Origin of the sequence: Pantoea sp. PNA 14-12, assembly GCF_004364735.1 — a bacterium.
Classification (GTDB): domain Bacteria; phylum Pseudomonadota; class Gammaproteobacteria; order Enterobacterales; family Enterobacteriaceae; genus Pantoea; species Pantoea stewartii.
The window spans coordinates 26564-46337 of sequence record NZ_SOAJ01000007.1 but is presented as its reverse complement, the minus strand read 5'-3'; the positions used below and the strand labels follow the sequence as shown (position 1 = coordinate 46337).

At 57.0% G+C, this 19774-nt stretch carries 18 protein-coding genes and 1 riboswitch; of the genes, 5 read left to right on the top strand and 13 right to left on the bottom strand.

The features are described from left to right. Positions 1-9: 9 nt before the first annotated feature. The 6 genes from kdpC to C7434_RS19740 form a co-directional block, all read right to left on the bottom strand. Complete coding sequence (gene kdpC / locus C7434_RS19765) at positions 10-579, bottom strand: potassium-transporting ATPase subunit KdpC (protein ID WP_006121133.1); 570 nt, start codon at positions 577-579, stop codon at positions 10-12. 10 nt (positions 580-589) lie between these two features. Further along, the gene (kdpB, locus tag C7434_RS19760; protein WP_033738291.1) at positions 590-2635 is read right to left on the bottom strand and encodes a potassium-transporting ATPase subunit KdpB; all 2046 of its coding nucleotides are present in this window, start codon (positions 2633-2635) and stop codon (positions 590-592) included. A gap of 2 nt (positions 2636-2637) precedes the next feature. Beyond that, the gene (kdpA, locus tag C7434_RS19755; RefSeq protein WP_033738293.1) at positions 2638-4320 is read right to left on the bottom strand and encodes a potassium-transporting ATPase subunit KdpA; all 1683 of its coding nucleotides are present in this window, start codon (positions 4318-4320) and stop codon (positions 2638-2640) included. Further along, positions 4320-4409 carry a K(+)-transporting ATPase subunit F gene (gene kdpF / locus C7434_RS19750; protein ID WP_033738296.1) on the bottom strand — a complete coding sequence of 30 codons (90 nt, stop codon included), beginning with the start codon at positions 4407-4409 and terminating at the stop codon, positions 4320-4322. Before kdpF ends, kdpA begins: the two co-directional genes overlap by 1 nt. Positions 4410-4520: 111 nt before the next feature. Continuing rightward, entirely contained in the window at positions 4521-5687 is a 1167-nt protein-coding gene (locus tag C7434_RS19745) for an HD-GYP domain-containing protein (RefSeq protein ID WP_039342807.1), read from the bottom strand. Between the two features lie 159 nt (positions 5688-5846). Next, positions 5847-6347, bottom strand: coding sequence for a GNAT family N-acetyltransferase (locus C7434_RS19740; RefSeq protein ID WP_006121137.1), 501 nt, complete (start codon positions 6345-6347; stop codon positions 5847-5849). 74 nt (positions 6348-6421) lie between these two features. On the opposite strand from C7434_RS19740, the gene C7434_RS19735 reads away from it, so the two are divergent. Continuing rightward, positions 6422-8254 (top strand): ABC transporter ATP-binding protein, encoded by a 1833-nt coding sequence (locus tag C7434_RS19735; protein WP_006121138.1) that lies wholly within the window; start codon positions 6422-6424, stop codon positions 8252-8254. Here C7434_RS19735 and C7434_RS19730 read toward each other — a convergent pair. Beyond that, a complete protein-coding gene (locus C7434_RS19730) occupies positions 8251-9375 on the bottom strand; it encodes a GNAT family N-acetyltransferase (RefSeq protein WP_006121139.1) in 1125 nt (374 codons plus the stop codon). The two genes, C7434_RS19735 and C7434_RS19730, sit on opposite strands and share 4 nt — an antisense overlap. A gap of 192 nt (positions 9376-9567) precedes the next feature. Between C7434_RS19730 and C7434_RS19725 the strand changes: the two genes are divergently transcribed. Beyond that, a complete protein-coding gene (locus C7434_RS19725) occupies positions 9568-10173 on the top strand; it encodes a prolyl oligopeptidase family serine peptidase (protein WP_133745836.1) in 606 nt (201 codons plus the stop codon). Positions 10174-10196: 23 nt separating this feature from the next. On the opposite strand, the gene crcB is transcribed toward C7434_RS19725, so the two are convergent. Continuing rightward, positions 10197-10574 carry a fluoride efflux transporter CrcB gene (gene crcB / locus C7434_RS19720; protein WP_006121140.1) on the bottom strand — a complete coding sequence of 126 codons (378 nt, stop codon included), beginning with the start codon at positions 10572-10574 and terminating at the stop codon, positions 10197-10199. Positions 10575-10667: 93 nt separating this feature from the next. Continuing rightward, a riboswitch (Fluoride riboswitch) is annotated at positions 10668-10744 on the bottom strand. A gap of 233 nt (positions 10745-10977) precedes the next feature. On the opposite strand from crcB, the gene C7434_RS19715 reads away from it, so the two are divergent. Next, entirely contained in the window at positions 10978-11901 is a 924-nt protein-coding gene (locus C7434_RS19715; RefSeq protein ID WP_133745835.1) for a nucleoside hydrolase, read from the top strand. A 36-nt stretch (positions 11902-11937) separates the two neighbouring features. Here the strand turns inward: C7434_RS19715 and C7434_RS19710 are convergent, their stop codons facing one another. Continuing rightward, a complete protein-coding gene (locus C7434_RS19710; RefSeq protein ID WP_133745834.1) occupies positions 11938-12966 on the bottom strand; it encodes a zinc-binding alcohol dehydrogenase family protein in 1029 nt (342 codons plus the stop codon). A gap of 139 nt (positions 12967-13105) precedes the next feature. Here C7434_RS19710 and C7434_RS19705 point away from each other — a divergent pair, with 139 nt between their 5' ends. Together C7434_RS19705 and C7434_RS19700 are read left to right on the top strand one after the other, a co-directional pair. Beyond that, complete coding sequence (locus tag C7434_RS19705) at positions 13106-14008, top strand: GntR family transcriptional regulator (RefSeq protein ID WP_054632905.1); 903 nt, start codon at positions 13106-13108, stop codon at positions 14006-14008. 169 nt (positions 14009-14177) lie between these two features. After that, the gene (locus C7434_RS19700; protein ID WP_199227868.1) at positions 14178-15530 is read left to right on the top strand and encodes an MFS transporter; all 1353 of its coding nucleotides are present in this window, start codon (positions 14178-14180) and stop codon (positions 15528-15530) included. A 1-nt stretch (position 15531) separates the two neighbouring features. Here C7434_RS19700 and C7434_RS19695 read toward each other — a convergent pair whose 3' ends face one another. From C7434_RS19695 to mntP, 4 genes are all read right to left on the bottom strand, one after another. Further along, positions 15532-16917: a hypothetical protein gene (locus C7434_RS19695; protein WP_133745833.1), complete on the bottom strand. Its 1386-nt coding sequence runs from the start codon at positions 16915-16917 to the stop codon at positions 15532-15534. Further along, complete coding sequence (locus C7434_RS19690) at positions 16910-17830, bottom strand: alpha/beta fold hydrolase (RefSeq protein WP_185200394.1); 921 nt, start codon at positions 17828-17830, stop codon at positions 16910-16912. The genes C7434_RS19695 and C7434_RS19690 overlap by 8 nt, the downstream gene beginning before the upstream one ends. A 71-nt stretch (positions 17831-17901) precedes the next feature. Continuing rightward, on the bottom strand, positions 17902-18738 hold the full coding sequence (locus C7434_RS19685) for a fumarylacetoacetate hydrolase family protein (protein ID WP_006121146.1): 837 nt from the start codon (positions 18736-18738) through the stop codon (positions 17902-17904). Positions 18739-19178: 440 nt separating this feature from the next. Further along, positions 19179-19751 (bottom strand): manganese efflux pump MntP, encoded by a 573-nt coding sequence (gene mntP / locus C7434_RS19675; RefSeq protein ID WP_033738352.1) that lies wholly within the window; start codon positions 19749-19751, stop codon positions 19179-19181. Positions 19752-19774: the final 23 nt, after the last annotated feature.

Genomic DNA, 19774 nt, shown 5'->3' with positions numbered 1-19774 from the left:
TCCTTTTACTTATTTAAGATCGTTCAGCGCCAGATTGAGTTGCAGCACATTCACCGTGGGTTCGCCGATAAATGGGAGCAGCGGACGTTGAGTCAGGCTGTCCACCAGCGCATCCACTTTCGCCAGCGGCAACTGACGGGCCGCCGCCACGCGCGGTGCCTGCCACAGCGCTGCCTGTGGCGAAATCTCTGGATCAAGCCCACTGGCTGAACTGGTCACCAGATCTACCGGCACCGGCCCATTGGCCTGCGGATTGGCTGCACGTAACGCGGCAACGCGTTCAGCCACCGCTTTGTCGAGTGCCGGATTACTCGCGGCCAGGTTACTGCCACTGGATGCCAGGGGATTATACGGTTTGTCGCCGGTGGCAGAAGGACGGCCCCAAAACTCGCCAGGCTGGCTAAAAGCCTGCCCAATCAGTGCAGAGCCCCGTTCTTCACCTTCTACCTTTAACAGCGATCCGTTAGCCTGCCAGGGAAACAGCCACTGCGCCAACCCGGTCGTGAGCAAAGGATAAACTACGCCACATACAACCGTTAGCAGCAGCAGCAGAAAAATTGCCGGACGTAACTGACTCATTTTATTCTCCTCAGGCCATACCAAACAGCACAAGCAACATATCGATCGCTTTGATACCGATAAACGGCACCAGCAGTCCACCTAATCCATAAATCAGCAAATTACGGCGCAGCAGTGATGCGGCGCTTAATGGCCGGTAGCTCACGCCTTTTAAGGCCAGCGGAATCAGGAAGACGATTACCAGGGCATTAAAAATCACTGCCGACAGAATCGCGGAGGACGGTGAGTGCAGCTCCATCACGTTGAGCATATTGAGCTGAGGATACGTAGCCGCAAACGCCGCCGGAATAATGGCGAAGTATTTGGCTACGTCGTTGGCGATACTGAACGTGGTTAACGATCCGCGCGTCATCAACATCTGTTTACCGATATGTACCACTTCCAGCAGCTTGGTCGGGTTGGAATCCAGATCGACCATGTTGCCTGCCTCTTTTGCGGCCTGCGTCCCCGAGTTCATCGCGACCGCGACATCGGCCTGCGCCAGCGCAGGCGCATCGTTGGTGCCGTCGCCGGTCATCGCCACCAGGCGGCCTTCGGCCTGATACTGACGGATCAGCGCCAGTTTGGCTTCGGGTGTCGCTTCCGACAAAAAGTCATCCACGCCCGCTTCGGCTGCAATCGCGGCGGCGGTCAGCGGGTTATCACCGGTAATCATCACGGTTTTAATGCCCATTTTGCGCAGTTCGGCAAAGCGCTCTTTGATCCCGCCCTTGACGATATCTTTCAGCGCGACCACGCCCAGCACTTTCGGGCCTTCAGCGACCACCAGCGGAGTGCCGCCCGCCCGGGCAACCTCTTCTACCCGGGCGTTTACTTCTGCCGGGAACGCACCGTGACTGGCTTCAATATGACGGCGCACCGCATCGACCGCCCCTTTACGAATCAGGCGGTTCTGCACGTTCACACCACTCATGCGCGTCTGGGCTGAGAAGGGAATAAAACTGGCTCCCATGCTGCTCAGGTCCCGCTCACGCAGATTAAATTTTTGCTTCGCCAGGACCACGATACTGCGACCTTCCGGCGTTTCATCCGCCAGCGAGGCCAACTGGGCGGCATCGGCAAGCTGTTCTTCTGTGACGCCGGGGGCCGGTAAAAACTGGGTCGCCTGGCGGTTACCCAGTGTGATGGTGCCGGTTTTGTCCAGCATCAGCACGTCCACATCCCCGGCCGCTTCGACAGCACGACCACTGGTGGCAATCACGTTTGCCCCCAGCATTCGGCTCATCCCCGCAACGCCGATGGCGGAGAGTAAACCACCAATCGTGGTAGGGATCAGGCACACCAGTAACGCAACCAGCACGGTGATGGTCACCGGCGTACCGCCCCAGGCGGAGAACGGCCACAGCGTGACGGTAGCTAACAGAAACACAATCGTCAGGGACACCAGCAGAATCGTCAGGGCGATTTCATTGGGCGTTTTACGGCGCTGTGCGCCTTCCACCATCGCGATCATGCGATCCAGGAAGGTTTCGCCGGGGTTTGCACTGCAGGTGATGACCAGCCAGTCGGACAGAATACGCGTCCCGCCGGTTACCGAGGCAAAGTCACCGCCCGATTCACGAATCACCGGTGCGGATTCCCCGGTGATGGCACTTTCATCAACCGATGCGCCCCCTTCGACCACCTCACCATCGCACGGGATAACGTCACCCGCTTCCACTAATACCGCATCCCCTTTGCGCAGCTCATCGGCCGCAATCTGCTGCCATTTTGCTCCGTAATGCGCAGCCGACAGTTTTTTCGCAAAGCTGGTTTTTTTGACGCCTTTCAGGCTGTTCGCCTGGGCTTTACTGCGCCCTTCGGCCAGCGCTTCTGCCATGTTCGCAAACAGCACGGTAAACCACAGCCAGACAGACACCGCGCCGGTAAAACTGGCGCTGCCGCTCTGATAGCCAGTAGACATCAGCACCGCCAGTACCGTGGTCAGGAGACTGCCCAGGTAGACGACAAACATCACCGGATTACGAAACTGAACGCGTGGGTCGAGTTTTTTCACGGCATCGATTGCTGAAGTGCGCAAGAGCGCTGCGTCAAACACCTGTTGTTGACGACTCATGATTAATGTCCCTGAATAAGTTGCAGATGCTCGGCTACCGGACCCAGAGCCAGAGCGGGGATAAAGGTCAGTGCGCCCACCAGCAGGACGGTGCCCACCAACAACGCGATAAACAGCGGACCATGCGTTGGCAGCGTCCCGTTACCGACCGGCTGAATTTTTTTACCGGCCATAGAACCGGCAATCGCCATTACCGGCAGGATGATGCCAAAGCGCCCCAGGAACATGCAGATGGCCAGCAAAACGTTCCAGAACGGCGTGTTCGCGCTCAGACCGGCAAAGGCACTGCCGTTGTTGTTAGCGGCCGACGATACGGCGTATAACACTTCACTGAAGCCGTGGGTGCCTGGGTTAGCCATACCGGCCCGGCCAGCGTCGGTCATCATGGCGATGGCTGTACCGATCAGCACCAGCGCGGGCGTCACCAGAATGGCAAGTGCGGTCATTTTCATTTCCCAGACTTCGATTTTTTTGCCGAGAAACTCGGGAGTACGGCCAATCATCAGTCCGGCGATAAACACCGCCAGCAACACGAACAGCAACATCCCATACAAGCCCGCACCGACACCGCCGAAGATCACTTCGCCCAGTTGCATCAGCAACATAGGTACCATGCCGCCCAGGGCCGTGAACGAGTCATGCATCGCATTCACCGCACCACAGGACGCGGCGGTCGTGATAACCGCAAACAGGCTGGAATTGAGAATGCCAAAGCGCGTTTCTTTTCCTTCCATATTGATGGCGCTGTCCGCGCCCAGCGTCAGGAAGTGCGGATTCCCGTTCACTTCCGCCCACATCACGAAGGCCGCCGCCACGACAAACATCAGCGTCATTGACCACAGCAGCATGTTGCCCTGACGACGGTCTTTCACACATTCGCCAAAGGCAAAGCACAGCGCGGCCGGTATCAGGAAGATACTGAGCATCTGCACGAAGTTGGTCAGCGCGGTGGGGTTTTCAAACGGGTGAGCAGAGTTCGCGTTAAAAAAGCCGCCGCCGTTGGTGCCCAGCATTTTGATGGCTTCCTGCGAGGCCACCGGGCCCATTGCCAGCGTTTGCTGCGCCCCATCCAGGCCGGTAATCGTCTGATAAGGCAGGACGTTCTGAATGCTGCCCTGGCTGACAAAAAACAGCGCCATCAGCAGACTGACGGGCAATAACACGTAAAGCGTCACGCGCGTCAGATCGCGCCAGGCGTTACCCAGGGTTGCAATCGAGCGATTCGCAAAGCCCCGAATCAGGGCAAAGGCGACGGCGATACCGGTCGCGGCAGAGAAAAAGTTCTGCACGGTCAGGCCCACCATCTGGCTGAAATAGCTCAGGGTGCTTTCGCCTGAATAAGCTTGCCAGTTGGTGTTAGTGACGAAGCTAATCGCGGTGTTAAGCGCCAGATCCCAGCTCAAGGCCGGAAAGTGTTGTGGATTGAGCGGGAGCTTGTCCTGAAGCAGCAGTATAGCCAGCAGGAGGATCAGGCCGAACAGGTTGAACAGCACAATGGCCAGCAGGTATTGCGGCCAGCGCATATCGCCTTGCTGTACCCCGGCGACGCGCCAAAACAGCGCTTCGGCACGGGTAAAAAGGGGTTTGTCCGCCACCAGCGCTGCCAGACCACGTCCCAGCGGCTGTGCCAACACCATCAGCACCAGCAGATACACCGCGATCAGTAAAAATGCATTGGCCGCCATCAGAAGGCCTCCGCATTCAACAGGGCATACACTAAATAGCCCAGCAACAACACGACCAGCACAATGCCGGTTATCACGCCTGCACTCACAGCAACCTCCAGAGGTTTGGATTTGCTGAATAGCTTGCGCTGAGTCACATAAAGAAAGGGTTAAAAAGCACTGGCACGCTGTAAAAAAGGTATAAAAATGGCGATGTTGGCTCAGGCAACGTCCAGCAACCAGACCCGGTTGAGGTCGATCGTTGGCCAGGCCGCGAGACTCTCCGAGCAGACAATGCTGTCCGTGCAAAAACTGTCCCCCAGATCGACCACTTCTGGTCTGACGGGGCGCTTAGCGTGCAACGACCAGAAAACATGTACGCGCGGCTTCTGAAGCGATTGTTCGCCCGCCTTGACCACCAGTGCAATGCGTCCCGATGCCAGCCGCACCAGCGACCCCACCGGATACAGACCGATTGTCGTAACGAACGCATGCAGCAGCGTTGTGTCAAAATGCCCGCGCCAGGCCAGCATCGACTGTAAAGCTTGTGCGGGTGTCCAGCCCTCGCGGTAAGGACGCGTTGAGGTCAGGGCATCGTACACATCACAAATGGTGGCCATACGGGAATAGACGCTAATCTCATGGCCTTTATGGCGGTAGGGATAACCGCTGCCGTCATATTTTTCATGATGATGCAGGGCAATATCGACCAGGTCATCCCCTGCGTTCGCTTCCATCAGCATCTGTGCACCCGCTATCGGATGCTCGCACATGATGGCAAACTCGTCGTCGCTCAGCTTATCCGGTTTATTCAGGATACTGAGCGGTACGGCCGCTTTGCCAATGTCATGTAACAACCCTCCCATGCCAACGCGCTGAAGTTGATGCGCATCCAGGCCGAGCTTTTTACCCAGGGCGATCATCAAGCCGCAGACCGCCATGGAGTGCAGGTAGGTGTAATTATCGTGATCTTTCAGTTGTGCCACGCGCAGAAGTGCGCTGGGCTCGCGCTCAATCGAACCGGCTATTTTATCCACAATATCAATCATACTGCTCAGATCGAGGCCGCAACCCATTCGCGCTTCGTTAAACAGCGCCAGGACCTTGATTTTGCCTTGTTCAAACAGCTGCTGTGCCTGTTCACGTTCCTGCGTAAAGGGAGCCTGCTGGCAGGGTGCGGTATGGACTGGCTCAGGAGGTGGTGATGAAATCGATTTCTCTTCATCAATCCATAACCGCTGAATACCTTCACGACGGAACATCGCAACCTGCTGCGGATCGGTGATCAGCATCTGATTACGAATACGTTTGTCTTTAAACCACCAGACCTCAAGTTTGTGGACGAACATGCCCGTTTTCAGTTCGTCGATCGTTATTAGTTTTATCACAATCGCCCTCCAGAGCATCAGTGGGTGATACCGTCATATCGGCAGGCGATGGGTTTTATGCAGGGCATTTTGTGCGAACTGTGGCACAGAACAACGTTTAAACATGTTGCGCGACTTTTGACCTTAACGCCGCGCGCAAAAACGGGCAATGCGCGGTCGTTACGCCACGTTGAGCAGTTTGGCCATCATCACCACATCATGAAGTTTACCTTCACGTAAGGATGCCTGACGACGCACCCCTTCGCGCTCAAAACCCAGCCTTTCATACAGCGCCAGCGCCCGATGATTGTCATGAAACACCTCAAGCTCCATGCGGGTGATGCCCAGCCAGTTACGTGCATAATCCATTGCCGTGCGGATCAACAGCTCGCCAATGCCGCGCCCTGAGAACGCCGGATTGACACCGATGCCGAAGCTGATGCAGTGACGCGTACGCGGATTATGATTTGTAAACAAGGTCAGCTCACCAACCATTTCGCCGTCTACTTCGGCAACAAAATTGATGAAGCCCTCGGCATCCATTTTTGCGAATTTCTTTTCCCAGGTGGCGACGCTGGGAAACGGCAATTGCAGCGTCCAGGGGAAAACCGCCGGATGGCCGTAAAGCCGTTGGTAAGCCGCTGCATCATGTGGTTCACGGCCGCGCAGAGTGATATCCATAGAGAATCCTTTTTTTTAATCGGGCGTACACATGCACTAAGCTGTAATTCTTATCGAACGGAAAGAGTAACTGTATGTTGTATCGTCGTTTCGAACGTTTTATCAATATTTTTCAGGATGCCCCCACCGATATGCCGCCCTCACGGGTCTGGCCTTTTTATTTTTACTACCTGCGCCAGGTGTGGCCAAGCTTCGCCGCACTGCTGGTGGTGGGGTTGGTGGGCGCGCTCATTGAGGTGGCGCTGTTCAGTTATCTGAGCCGCATCATTGATCTGGTTAACCATTCCACCCCGGCTACGCTGTTTCACGATAACTGGCCAACCTTACTCTGGATGGGCTGCGTCGCCCTGATACTGCGGCCGGTGTTTATTGCGCTGCACGATATGCTGGTTCACCAGAGCATTAATCCCGGCATGACCAGCATGATTCGCTGGCAGCACCACAACTACGTTCTGCGTCAGAGCATGAATTTTTTCCAGAACGATTTTGCGGGCCGGATTGCGCAGCGCATTTTGCAAACCGGCAACTCGCTCCGCGATTCTGCGGTGCAGTTGGTCGATGCCATCTGGCATGTGCTGATCTACGCCGCGACGGCGCTGGTGCTGTTCGCCGAAGCGGACTGGCGTTTGATGATTCCGCTCATTATCTGGATTGTGCTTTACAGCGCGGCGCTGCGCTATTTTGTGCCGCGCGTAAAGGCCCGTTCCGTGGTGTCCTCAGAAGCGCGCTCGAAACTCATGGGCACGATTGTGGATGGTTACACCAATATCGCTACCATCAAGCTGTTCGCCCATAGCGACCTGGAGCGGCAGTACGCACGTGAGGCGATTCAGGAGCAGACAGACAAAACGCAGCAGGCTAACCGCATGGTAACCAGCATGGATTTGACGCTGTCGACGCTCAACGGCGTTCTGATTGTCGCCACGTCCGGCCTGGCGCTGTGGCTGTGGAGCGCATCGCTGATTAGCGTCGGTGCCATTGCCCTGGCGACCGGCCTGGTTATCCGTCTGGTTAATATGTCCGGTTGGGTGATGTGGGTGGTGAACGGCATTTTTGAAAATATCGGCATGGTGCAGGACGGACTGAACACCATTTCCCAACCGCTTAGCGTGCAGGATGCGCCCCAGGCGAAACAGCTCAGAGTGACGCAGGGGGAGATTCGCTTCGACAACATCCGTTTTAACTATGGTGGCGAGCGGCAGGTGATTAATGGCCTGAACCTGACCATTAAACCGGGGGAAAAGATTGGCCTGATTGGACCTTCCGGTGCCGGAAAATCGACGCTGGTCAATCTGCTGTTGCGTCTTTACGACCTGAACGGCGGGCGCATCCTGATTGACGGTCAGTGTATTGCCGAGGTGACGCAGGAAAGCCTGCGCAGCCAGATTGGCATGATCACCCAGGATACCTCGCTGCTGCACCGCTCTATCCGCGAAAATCTGCTCTATGGCCGGCCCCATGCCAGCGAGGAAGAACTGCAACTGGCTATCCGTCGCGCCCGCGCCGACGAATTTATCCCGCTGCTGTCGGATTCCCAGGGCCGGACGGGGCTGGATGCGCATGTCGGTGAGCGCGGCGTAAAACTGTCTGGCGGGCAGCGTCAGCGCATAGCCATTGCGCGCGTGTTGCTGAAAGACGCGCCAGTTCTGATCATGGATGAAGCCACTTCCGCTCTTGATTCAGAGGTGGAAGCGGCGATTCAGGAAAGCCTGGAGTCGCTGATGCAGGGTAAAACGGTGATTGCCATCGCTCACCGTCTGTCCACGATTGCAAAAATGGACCGGCTGGTGGTGCTGGAACACGGCCAGATTGTCGAAATCGGTAGCCACCAGGAACTGCTGGCACAAAATGGCCTGTATGCCCGGCTCTGGCAACATCAGACCGGCGGGTTTGTCGGGGCGGACTAGTCGCCGCGTCGGTAGGGCAAGGCGTCCCTGGCTTCTTCGGCCCACAGGTGAACGCCCTGCCGCTCCTGCTGCAAAAAATCGTCAACGGCGGCGCGCAGGCCGGGATGACACAGGTAGTGCCAGGAGTGGGTAATCTGCGGTTCGAAACCACGCACCAGCTTGTGTTCGCCCTGCGCGCCCGCATCGAAGCGTTGCAGGCCTTCGGCGATGGCGAAATCCATCCCCTGATAAAAACAGGTTTCGAAGTGAAGCTGGTTAAATTCCGCCAGGCAGCCCCAGTAGCGGCCATACAGGCTTTCCCCGTCTTTAAGGTAAAAAGCCATCGCTGCGGGCTGCTGCTGCAAACGGGCAATGACGACGCGAATGTTTTCCGGCAGACGCGCGGCCAGTAAGCTAAAAAAGGCACGCGTCAGATAAGGACGCTGACCACGCACCGCGTACGTGTTGGCATAGCAGGTGTACACAAAATCCCATTGATCTTCACGCAGTTGATCGCCGCGATACCAGTCAAATTCAAAGCCGTTCAGGGCGACCTGCTCCCGTTCCTTGCGCAGCTGTTTGCGCTTGCGTGACATCAACGTATCCAGAAAGTCCTGGAAGTCGCGATAGCCGCGATTGTGCCAGTGATACTGGCAGCCCAGCCGCGCCAGCCAGTCGGGTTGTTCCGCCAGCAGCGCGTTAGCGTGAGAGTCGGTGAAATTGATATGCGCGCCACTCAACGCCTGGCGCTCCAGCCAGTCTGGCAGCCTCGACAGCAGTCGGATAGCGGCATCGGATTTGCCCAGCACGCGCGCGCCCGTTACCGGGCTGAAAGGAATGGCACCGAGCCATTTCGGATAGTAAGCGATACCGGCTCGCTGACAGGCATCGGCCCAGGCGTGATCGAACACGTATTCACCCTGTGAATGGCTTTTTTGGTAGCCGGGTAGCGCGGCGCAGAGTTCACCCTGCTCACGCCAGACCAGATGGGCTGGCTGCCAGCCCCTTTCCGGCCTGACGCTGCCGCTGTCTTCAAGGCTCAGCAAAAAGGCATGGCGCAAAAAAGGCTGATCATCAGGCAGCAGCGCATCCCATTCAGCGGCGGGAATGTCGGATAACGTGCTCAGGGTAAACAACGACATGCATAACTCCAGACGGCAAGCGGTGACGTTTCAGTCAAGCAGGTTTTACGTTACAGGGAAAGGGAGACGGCACGTAATGTTTGCCTTCCCCTGTACGACAGGCGGCCTTCCCGGCGGTCAGTTTGATTTTGACGTTAACCGGTGTAACTGTTCAAATACCTGTCAGACAACATAACTTTTACAGGAACCGGCATGGCAAAAGCACTGGTGATTTTTCTGCACGGCGTAGGCAGTAACGGCGACGATCTGGCGCCTGTCGGCGACTATTGGGCAACCTTGTTACCCGATGTGGTCTTTGCCTCACCGGATGCGCCTTATGCTTTTGAACAGGGCATGGGCTATCAGTGGTTCAGTCTGGCGGGCATTACGCCGGAAAACCGTCCAGGGCGGGTTCGCGAAGCCCGTGAGGCGTTTGACCGCGTTCTGCGTGACCTGATGGCGCAACATGATATGGCAGAATGCTGGGAGAAGGTCATCCTGGTGGGCTTTTCTCAGGGCTCGATCATGGCGCTTGATCTACTGGCCTCCGGCCGTTATCCCCTGGCGGGCGTGGTGGCATTTTCCGGCCGACTGGCCTTTGACGGCCCACTGACACCACTCGCGCATACGCCAGCCCTGCTGATCCATGGCCGGGCTGATGCGGTGATCCCCGTCAGCGAAAGTGAGTCAGCCGCGGCCCGCCTGAAAGCCGCGGCGGTTCCGGTCGAGGCATTGATTGAGCCACAGACTGGCCACACGATTTCAGCCAAGGGCGCCCTGCACGCCGCCAGCTTCATCGCTCAGTGTCTGCAGGACTGATGGCATCCGGTTTCGCGGCGGCGTTAACCCAACAGGTTAATCAGCGCGAAACCGGCAAAACTCATCAGCAACGAGCCAATGACATGCACCAGCGCGCTGCTCATCGCCCAGAGATATTTTCCGGACTGCAACAGGGTCATTAATTCTGCGGTAAACGTGGAAAACGTGGTGAGCCCGCCACATAAGCCTGTAATGATCAGTAACCGCCAGGCGGGATCGAGCTGGGGATTTTTAATAAACCAGGCCATGGCCCCCCCGATCACAAAGCCGCCAATCAGATTCACCAGCAACGTACCCGGTGGAAGATTGGGGAAAAACGCATTGAAACGCATACCGAACCACCAACGCAGTACACAACCTACGCTGCCGCCCACAATCACAGCGAATAGCGGTTTTAACATCTTATACTCCCGTTAACAGGCATTGTGCAGAAGACGGTGGAGGGTCAGCAAATACCGGCACCTGACGCTCCCGCTCCCACGAAAGGATAAAGGATAGTGTCAGGCGTCATCAGCCGCAGGGGAAACCTGCTGGCGGTTGGGGAAGGTGGAACGCCATCACCTTGCGCAGGCAATCATACGATGCCTTTTTCTGACTGGCAACTCAGACCATGTGAACGCGCGCCCGTGATGTGCGGCTGACATGCTGTGTCAAAAACCCGACGCGGGTAGCCTTAAAAGGGGGGAGAATTCAGGTTTCCCCTTTTTCCGTTTTCCGCTTAAATAAATGACGGCTTTTACGCTTGCCGCGCCCACACAACGATTGTCGCCCCGGGTGAGGCGCTCACGCTTTCTGGAGAATCCTGTGCGCACTGTCATTTTTGATACTGATATCGGCGTGGATGATGCCTTTGCGCTGGCCTATGCCGCGCGGACGCAACATCTGCTGGGCATTACCACGGTATTCGGCAACGTTGCCGTGGGCCAGGCGGTGAAAAATGCGCGGCTCTTTTGCCAGAAAATGGCGATTGACGTGCCGGTGTACCGCGGCTGCGCCCGTCCGCTGGCACGGGAACCGAGCGCACCTGCCAGGCTGCATGGTGAAGACGGTTTAGGGGATACGTTTGATAATCCGTTTAGCGACGACGCGCCCGGTGCCGTGCAGTTTATTATCGACAGCGTTCGTGCTAATCCCGGCGTCATTACGCTGGTGGCAATCGGTCCCCTTACCAATATCGCCAGCGCCATCAATCAGGCACCGGATATTATCCCGCTTGTCAAAGAACTGGTCATCATGGGCGGCGCCTTTGGTACCGATGGCCACAGCGGGAATGTGACACCGTTCAGTGAATTTAATATCTGGAAGGATCCTCATGCTGCGGATCAGGTCCTGTCCTCGGCCTTGCCGGTTATTCTGATCCCGCTGGATGTTACCCATAAGGTGTTGATCAATAGCGATGAGGTGGATCAACTGCAACAGCCGATCCTGCGGGCGATCTGCCGCCCTTATCTGGCGTACAGTCTTGAGAAGGAAGGATTTGCGGGAATGGCGTTGCATGACACGCTGACGATATCCTGGCTGTGTTTGCCCGAGGCATTTACGCTGGTGGAAAGCCCACTGCGGGTGATTACCGAAGGCATCGCCTGTGGTCAGACGGTGCGCCAGATCAGCACGCTGGCTTCCCGTCACAACCCTTTTCGCGATTTGCCCCGACAACGCATCGCATTGGGCGTGGATGCCGACGCCGTGCGTCGCCACTTTTTCCAGTCGCTCTCCGGAACGGCGTAGCGCGTGCGGAGACAGCGCCCCCCGTTGTCTCCGGCTTCAGCGATCAAAATCGATAACGCCCTTAATTAACGCTCGATTGTTGATGACCTGCGCCTCAAAGTGTTCTGCCAGCGTCGAAAACGCGAAACGCCGGTTGAGCATCATATCGGCACGTAACGTCCCGGCCGCCATGAGTTCACGCACCCGATCAAAATCCTCACGGGTGGCGTTACGGCTACCCATGATCGTGCTCTCCTTCTTGTGAAACTCACTGTCAGGAATCACCAAATCCCCTTTATGCAGACCGACATACACGACTGTTCCGCCATGGCGAATCAGGCTCACGGCCGCGTTCATCGCCGCAGGATTGCCTGTGGCATCAAGCACCTTCAACGGCAGCCTGCCATCAAATTCGTTTCGCAGTGAGGTTATAAACGCCGCATCAGACGGATTGAGTGCACAGAGGCCCAACTGCTGGCTGACGTGCTGACGGCGGTAATCACTGGTATCCGCGACCACCACCTGCGCGCCGTTAGCAGCGGCAATGGCGGCAGCCCCCAGGCCGATCGGCCCCGCCCCCACGACCAGCACCTGCTCGCCCTGCGCCACCGCCGCTCGCCGCACCGCGTGGGCGCTGATGGCGAAAGGCTCAATGAGCGCTGCGGCTTCTGGCGCAAGATCGTCCACCACCAGCAGGTTAGCTGCCGGTACGCAAAGATAGTCGCTAAAGCCGCCATCCTGATGAACACCCATCACCGAAATGTTTTCGCAGCAGTTGGTTTTACCGCTGCGGCAGGCATCGCATTCAAAACAGGAGAGATAGGGAATCAGTGCCACCCGCTGTCCTGCGGCTAAATCGTGAACGGCAGCCCCTGTCTCCACCACCTCCGCACAGAGTTCATGGCCGAGGACTCGCGGATAGCTAAAAAAGGGTTGGTTTCCTGCCCAGGCATGAATGTCGGTGCCGCAAATGCCTGCGCTGACGATTTTAAGCAGCGCTTCAGTCGCGGCAGGCCGGGGTTGAGGGCGTGTAGCCCAGACCAGCGAACGCGGTTCTGCGATGACTAAGGCTTTCATAGTGGTCATGGCCCCTCTCCGGTTATCAAAAGCGCAGTTATGGCGAATCTGGCTGCGGCACCGTATTCCCCTCTTCTCACTTTGTGAACCAGAACGGCTTTTTTGGGCCTTCAATGGTTTTTAATGCATAAAAAACCGGAGCCCCCGCATGAGCCGCAGCCAAAATTTACGCCATAACGTCATCAACCATATGCTGGAAAGCATCGCCCAGGGCCACGTTCAGTCACCGCTGCCACCGCAGGCCGCCCTGGCCGAAATGTTCACGGTCAGCCGCACGACCGTGCGTCATGTGCTGAGTTATCTGCATGAGCGAGGCGTACTGGAAAAAGTCAAAGACAGCTGGGTTATTGTGCGCGCGCCGGAGGCGCAGGACAGCCTGAACGCGGTGATGCCGCCGATTGATCAACAGGCCAGTCTGGTTGAAAAGCGTTTTTTCGATCTGATCAATCAGCGACAGTTGCAGCCCGGCGATACCTTCAGCGAGCTGCAACTGGCAAAGCAGGCCAATGTCAGCCCGGTGGCCGTGCGCGAATTCTTACTGCATTTTATGCGCTACAACCTGCTGGAACCGGTCAAACGCGGCCACTGGCAGATGAAAAAGTTTTCGCAGACGTATGCGGAAAAGCTGTTTGAGCTACGTGAAATGCTGGAAACCCATGCCCTGACGCGTTTTTTAAACTTGCCCATGGACGATGAACGCTGGATTCAGGCGCGCGATCTACTGGATCGGCACCGATCGATGCGTGAGACCATTGCCAGCAACTATCGCCATTTTGCGGCGCTGGATAAGCAACTGCACTCGCTGATTCTGTCTGCCGCCAATAACCCGTTCTTTAATCAGTCGCTGGAGATTATTTCCGTTATTTTCCATTCGCACTATCAGTGGGATGAAAGCGATCTGAAGCAGCGCAACATCGTTGCCCTGGAGGAGCATATGGCGATTTTGTCTGCGTTAATCGGTCGCCGGGATGTGGATGCGCTTTGCGCCCTGCACAGTCATCTGGCCACAGCCAAGCGATCCATGATCCGCAGCATTAATCAGTACAATTAAAAACCGATTAAAAACCGCAAAGCATTAGCTCTCGCACGATTTTGAAACAACTTTACAACATCTCTGCTTTATCGCCCTTACTCTTCATCGCAACGCGCCGGCGGCCCTGTGCCGTCGGGCATCCTTAATGCTCACAATAATGATAAATCGCCTGCTCAGGGAGATTGCCATGGAAAACAGATCGGTTATTGATCGTTCAACCTCGCCCGCCGCCGCTGCACCTGATGAGGCGTTTGTGCCGTTGCGCAGTGATATCGTGCGCTCGCCGCGCATCCGTAAAGTTCAGATTACCGCCATGCTGTTGCTGCTGCTTGCCGCCATCATTAACTACCTTGATCGCAGCTCGCTGTCGGTGGCCAATATGACGATTCGTGAGGAGATGGGGCTGAGCGCGACGGAAATTGGCGTGCTGCTCTCGGCATTTTCGCTGGCTTACGGGCTGGCACAACTGCCCGCTGGCGCCCTGCTGGACCGCAAAGGCCCACGTATTATGCTGGGCGTGGGCATGTTCATCTGGTCACTTTTCCAGGCCGCGTCCGGACTGGTGCATAACTTTACTCAGTTCGTGTTGGTGCGCATTGGCCTCGGGATAGGTGAAGCGCCCATGAATCCATGCGGCGTAAAGGTCATCAATGACTGGTTCAATATTAAAGATCGCGGGATGCCGATGGGGATGTTTAACGCCGCCTCGATGATCGGATTATCGGTAGCGCCGCCGATCCTGGCGGCCATGATGCTGCTGCTGGGCTGGCGCGGCATGTTTGTGACTATCGGTATTTTAGGGATTTTCCTCGCGATCGGCTGGTACATGACTTATCGCGACCGTGATAACAACACCTTAAGTGCGGAAGAGATCCATTATCTGCAGGCGGGCAGCGTGGCATCGCGTAAAGCGCCGATCAGCTTTCGTGAATGGCGAGGCCTGTTTAAGCAGCGCACCATGTGGGGCATGATGATTGGCTTCAGCGGCATTAACTACACCGCCTGGCTGTATATTGCCTGGCTGCCGGGTTATCTGCAGTCGACCTATCACCTTGATCTTAAGAGCACAGGCTTACTGGCGGCGATTCCTTTCCTGTTTGGCGCAGCCGGCATGTTGCTCAACGGCTATGTGGTGGATGCGTTAGTGAAACGCGGCTGGGATGCGGTTAAAACCCGTAAGGTGTGCATTGTCAGCGGCATGGTTCTGTCTGCGGGTTTTACCGCCTTCGTCACGCGCGCCACTGAGACCACCAGCGCCGTCACCCTGATTGGCATGGCCCTGTTTTGTATTCACTTTGCGGGGACCTCATGCTGGGGCCTGATCCACGCTAACGTGACCGCGCGCATGACGGCCTCCGTAGGCAGCATTCAAAATTTCGCCAGCTTTATCTTCGCGTCCTTTGCTCCGGTGATTACCGGCTGGATACTGGACACCACGAAGTCCTTCAGCCTGGCGCTGATGATTTGTGCCTGCGTAACCCTGATGGGCGCACTGGCCTATCTGGTGCTGGTTCGCAAGCCCATCACCGACGGAGCCTGACTCAGGTCAGCGCCCTGATGCTCACGCCATGACGGGCGCCGTAACGCTGAATACCGGCGATCGCTGTCCCGACAGTGAGCGGCGGCGGCGCAGGCAGCAGCGGTGCCCGCTCACGGAGCGCCGCGTCAAACTGCGAAACACTGGTGACATCATGAGGAAAACGCGTTTCATCCACACCGACCAGCGCGCCTTCGTCTTTGGCGAAGGTAAGCAACTGCTGCCAGCGGGCGATGTCGGCCAGCCCGATGCTGTCGGCCCCTTGTGAGTACAACAGCATATCGATGTAGCGGAACGGCGGCTGTTTTTCCAGAAAACGCTGCAGCGCATCTGCCGAGGCGGCAGAGGGGAACATCAGCCAGAAGGGAATCGCCTGTTGCTGCATACTGCACCAGGGATCCAGCAATATAAAGCTGTCTACCGTAAGCCGGGTGGGCAGCACGCCTGCCGCCAGATACCAGTCACGGTAGATTTCCGCCACCACAAAACTCAGCGCCTCCGGTTGCTCATAACGAATTTCCATCAGCGTCCAGCGTTGAGCTTCTGCCAGTTTTTTCAGAGGAGAGATCAGGTAACCATCCAGCCCCCATTCGGCTTCAGGGACATGATCGGTGATGGCAGGCGGCGTCCAGCGCGCCCGATCAACCCCTGCCCGCGCCAGATATTCCGCAACGCGGGGGCCGCCCTGCAAATACTCGCTTTCCGTTGCCCCACCGGGTGCGCCAAACTGGAAAAACGAACGGTCGCTGGTGCGGGTGACCGGCCACTGGCGCGTGCAGTGATTGATAAACAGGGTCGCGCCTGCGGGCAATCCTCCCAGCAGAAATTCATTAAAGGCGAGTGGCATATCGCGTAATTTAAGCCGGAAAGCCTGCATATTTTCGAGCAGCAGCCGGTCCTGACTCGGATCCTGCCTGTGATGGACCGCCAGCCTTGGCCAGGTCGCCAGCAGCGCCGCGGCCACCGCTTTGCCTTGCTCAAAGCCGGCCTGGGCATCGTCCGGATCGCTGGGTTCCACGCGCACCGGGCACAGAAACGTTTGCGGTAGCCAGGGCGTTCCCATCGCCGCCGCCAGATGGACCAGCGCCCCGTTCGATGCGCCGATAAATGCCGCCGAATACTCGCGCTGCGGGTAGGCACTCACCATCCATTCGGCGATGCCTTCCACATCCAGCTCACCCGCCTGTTTCGGGCTGATTCCGTCCGCCTGGCCACTTATCGCATGGCCCCATTCACGTAACCGGCTCGGTAGTCGATCCAGTGAAGGCAGTAACCGGTCCAGCATCGATGACGAACGGGTCAGGGGCTCATCGCGCAGTGCACTTGCCAGAGCCAGCAACATGGTTGCTGCGGAATCAAAGCGGGCGATGCCCTTCGGCGGTTTACTCATCGGCGTTCTCCTGCTGAATACGGGCCAAAAAGGGTCGGATCGCATGGCAGAAGCTCCATGGATAGACATAGTGCAGCCGGTGGGTACCGCCGCGCAGGGTGATTTTTTCACACTGAGGCAACAGCCCCGCCAGCTCATCCAGCCAGCGCGCCGGACAAACCGGGTCCCGCGAACCCCGGAGCAACAATGTGGGGGCCGTCAGATACGTCAGATGGTATTCAATCGGATCGTTAAGCATGGCGCGCAGCGTGCCAAATACACGGGGGAGACCGGCTTTCGCCCAGTCGATGCGGGCCAGCGGGTCAGGTGAACGGTGGGCTTCCAGTCGGCTGTTGCGCCAGCCGCGCCAGAGCTGGCGCAACAGGCTTCGCGCATGGCGATCGGCTGTGGGTCCCTGTAGCACCAGTCCGGCCACGGCGTCCGGGTGTTTATCCGCCAGCGCCGCCAGCACCTGACAGCCAAAGGCGCTGCCGACCCAGATTGCCCGCCGGAAACCATTATGCTGGAGCCACTGCCACAGGATATCGGCCAGTTCACTGACGGAAAGCACCGGTGCCGATGCGGGCAACGCGCTACCGCCAAAGCCTGGCAGGTCGGGGACCAGCACGTGATAGTCCCGACCCAGCGCGAGGGCCAGCGCCTCCATCGAACGGCCTGACATCGCCAGACCGTGAAGCAGGACGACAGGTAAACCATGAGGTGCGTCGGGCGTCACGCGGGTGAACATGCGCCAGTCACCGATCTGTTGATAGTAACCCGCCAGTCCCGCATGGTGACTACGCGGTGAAACAGGCGGCGTTTGTTTCATTTGCTGCCAGCGCTTCGCGCCCCACAGCACTGCGCCTATACCTAAACCAACCCCTGCGGCCACGGCTATGCCCTGTCGCCTTTTAAACCGGATGGTACGCCTCATCAGCTGCTCCTGTTCCTGGGTACTTATTGAGTGTAGGACGGGATCGGCAGAGAGGCAGTGAATACGCTGCGTCAGGCGACAGGGTTACGCAGGCAACCGATTTTTTCTATCTCGACTTCCACCACGTCCCCACGGAACATGAACAGGGGCGGCGTCCGTTTTTTCCCTACGCCGCCGGGGGAGCCGGTGATAATGACATCGCCGGGTGATAGCGGACTGAAGGCAGAGATATATTCGATAATGCTGGCGACCGGATGCACCATGCTGGCGGTGGTATCGTTTTGCACTTCACGACCATTCAGTCGGGTTTTAATCGATAACTGTTGGGGATCAGGAATCTCGTCCGCAGTCGTCATCCAGGGGCCAAATCCTCCGGTCTGCGGCCAGTTTTTCCCGGCGGTAAACCAGGTAAACTGCATGTCGCGCACGGTGGCATCCATAAAGCAGCTGTAACCCGCAATGACGTCCAGCGCGTCGGCGGCCTTAACCCGATGCGCCGGTTTACCAATAATCACCGCCAGCTCACCCTCGTAATCGAATTCCTGGGTAGTCAGCGGTTTTTGCAGCGGTTGCTCATGGCCGGTCAGTGAATCAGCAAAACGGATAAATAAGGTTGGCGCGTCCAGCGTTGCGGCAAACTCCTGGCGTTTATCTGCGTAGTTCATTCCTACGCAGAAAATTTTTCCAGGCTGCTCAATAACGGGAAGAAACTGCACGGCAGAAAACGCGTGATCGACGGGCATGTTCTGAAAGGCGGCAAGATCGGCCAGAGAAGAACGTGTCAAAAAGGTTTTTAAATCCGGGCAGGCTTTGCCCAGGCGCATCCCGACATCGATCACGCCCTGTTCCCGTACGATACCCACGCTTTTTTTCCCCTGAGCGGGAAGATAAAAACTGCATAACTGCATTGCTGCCTCTTTTATTATGTCGGGCTATCCACCCGTGTTGAGAATAAATCGGCGCGCAGAGTAGCAAAAAACATGACGGAAATCGTACTGCGATTGGCACAGTGGATGTCCAGATGTATCACAGTATGTCAGGCGGAATGCAAGGCCAGTGCGGGCTGAACAGAGAGGCGGAGTCAGGTGAGAAGAACGACAAAATGAGGTGATAATCACCGGTCATTCCCTGACCGCGACTATCGAGGGTAAAACGTGGCGCTTAGTTCAGCGCACCGGGTGGTACGTGTTTAAAGGTTTCCACATACGCGTGAAACACGTACTTAAAAAAACGTTTCATACAGCATCCAGTTAAAAATTTGTTGAATAACTACAGGAAAAGTATAGCTCCTGCTGTTTTAATCAGCAATAAATTTTGAACCAGATCACAAAATACGATTTTGCGAGCGTTACTGAAACAGCCCGAGATGCTCGGTGAGGATGGTGGAGCCGATTGCGATGAGGACCAGTCCGCCCAGCACTTCGGCCCATTTGCCTAACACAGGCCCAATGAAGCGGCCGACCAGCACGCCAGTGGTAGCCATAACGGTAGTGGCGGCACCGATTGTCAGAGCCGTGGTGACGATATTAACCTGAAGGAAGGCCAGCCCCACGCCAACCGCCAGCGCATCCAGGCTGGTGGCAACGGCGGTCGCCGCCAGGACCATAAAACCATGGCTTTGCGGCGCTTCGCACGGTTCAGACGCCGTTTTACGGAAGCCTTCCATCATCATTCGGGCACCCAGGAAAGCCAGCAGGAAAAAGGCTATCCAGTGATCCCACGCGGCAACATACTGGCTGGCAGCAAGACCCAATGCCCAGCCAATCAGCGGCGTCAGGGCTTCGATACAACCGAAAATCAGACCGGTGCGCACGGCTTCTTTCAGGCCCGGGCGATGCAAGGTCGCACCCTTGCCCAGCGCAGCAGCAAATGCGTCCATCGACATTCCAAAAGCAAGAATCAGGGTGGCGATAAAGGTCATGATTTGTTCACTTGGGATGAAAA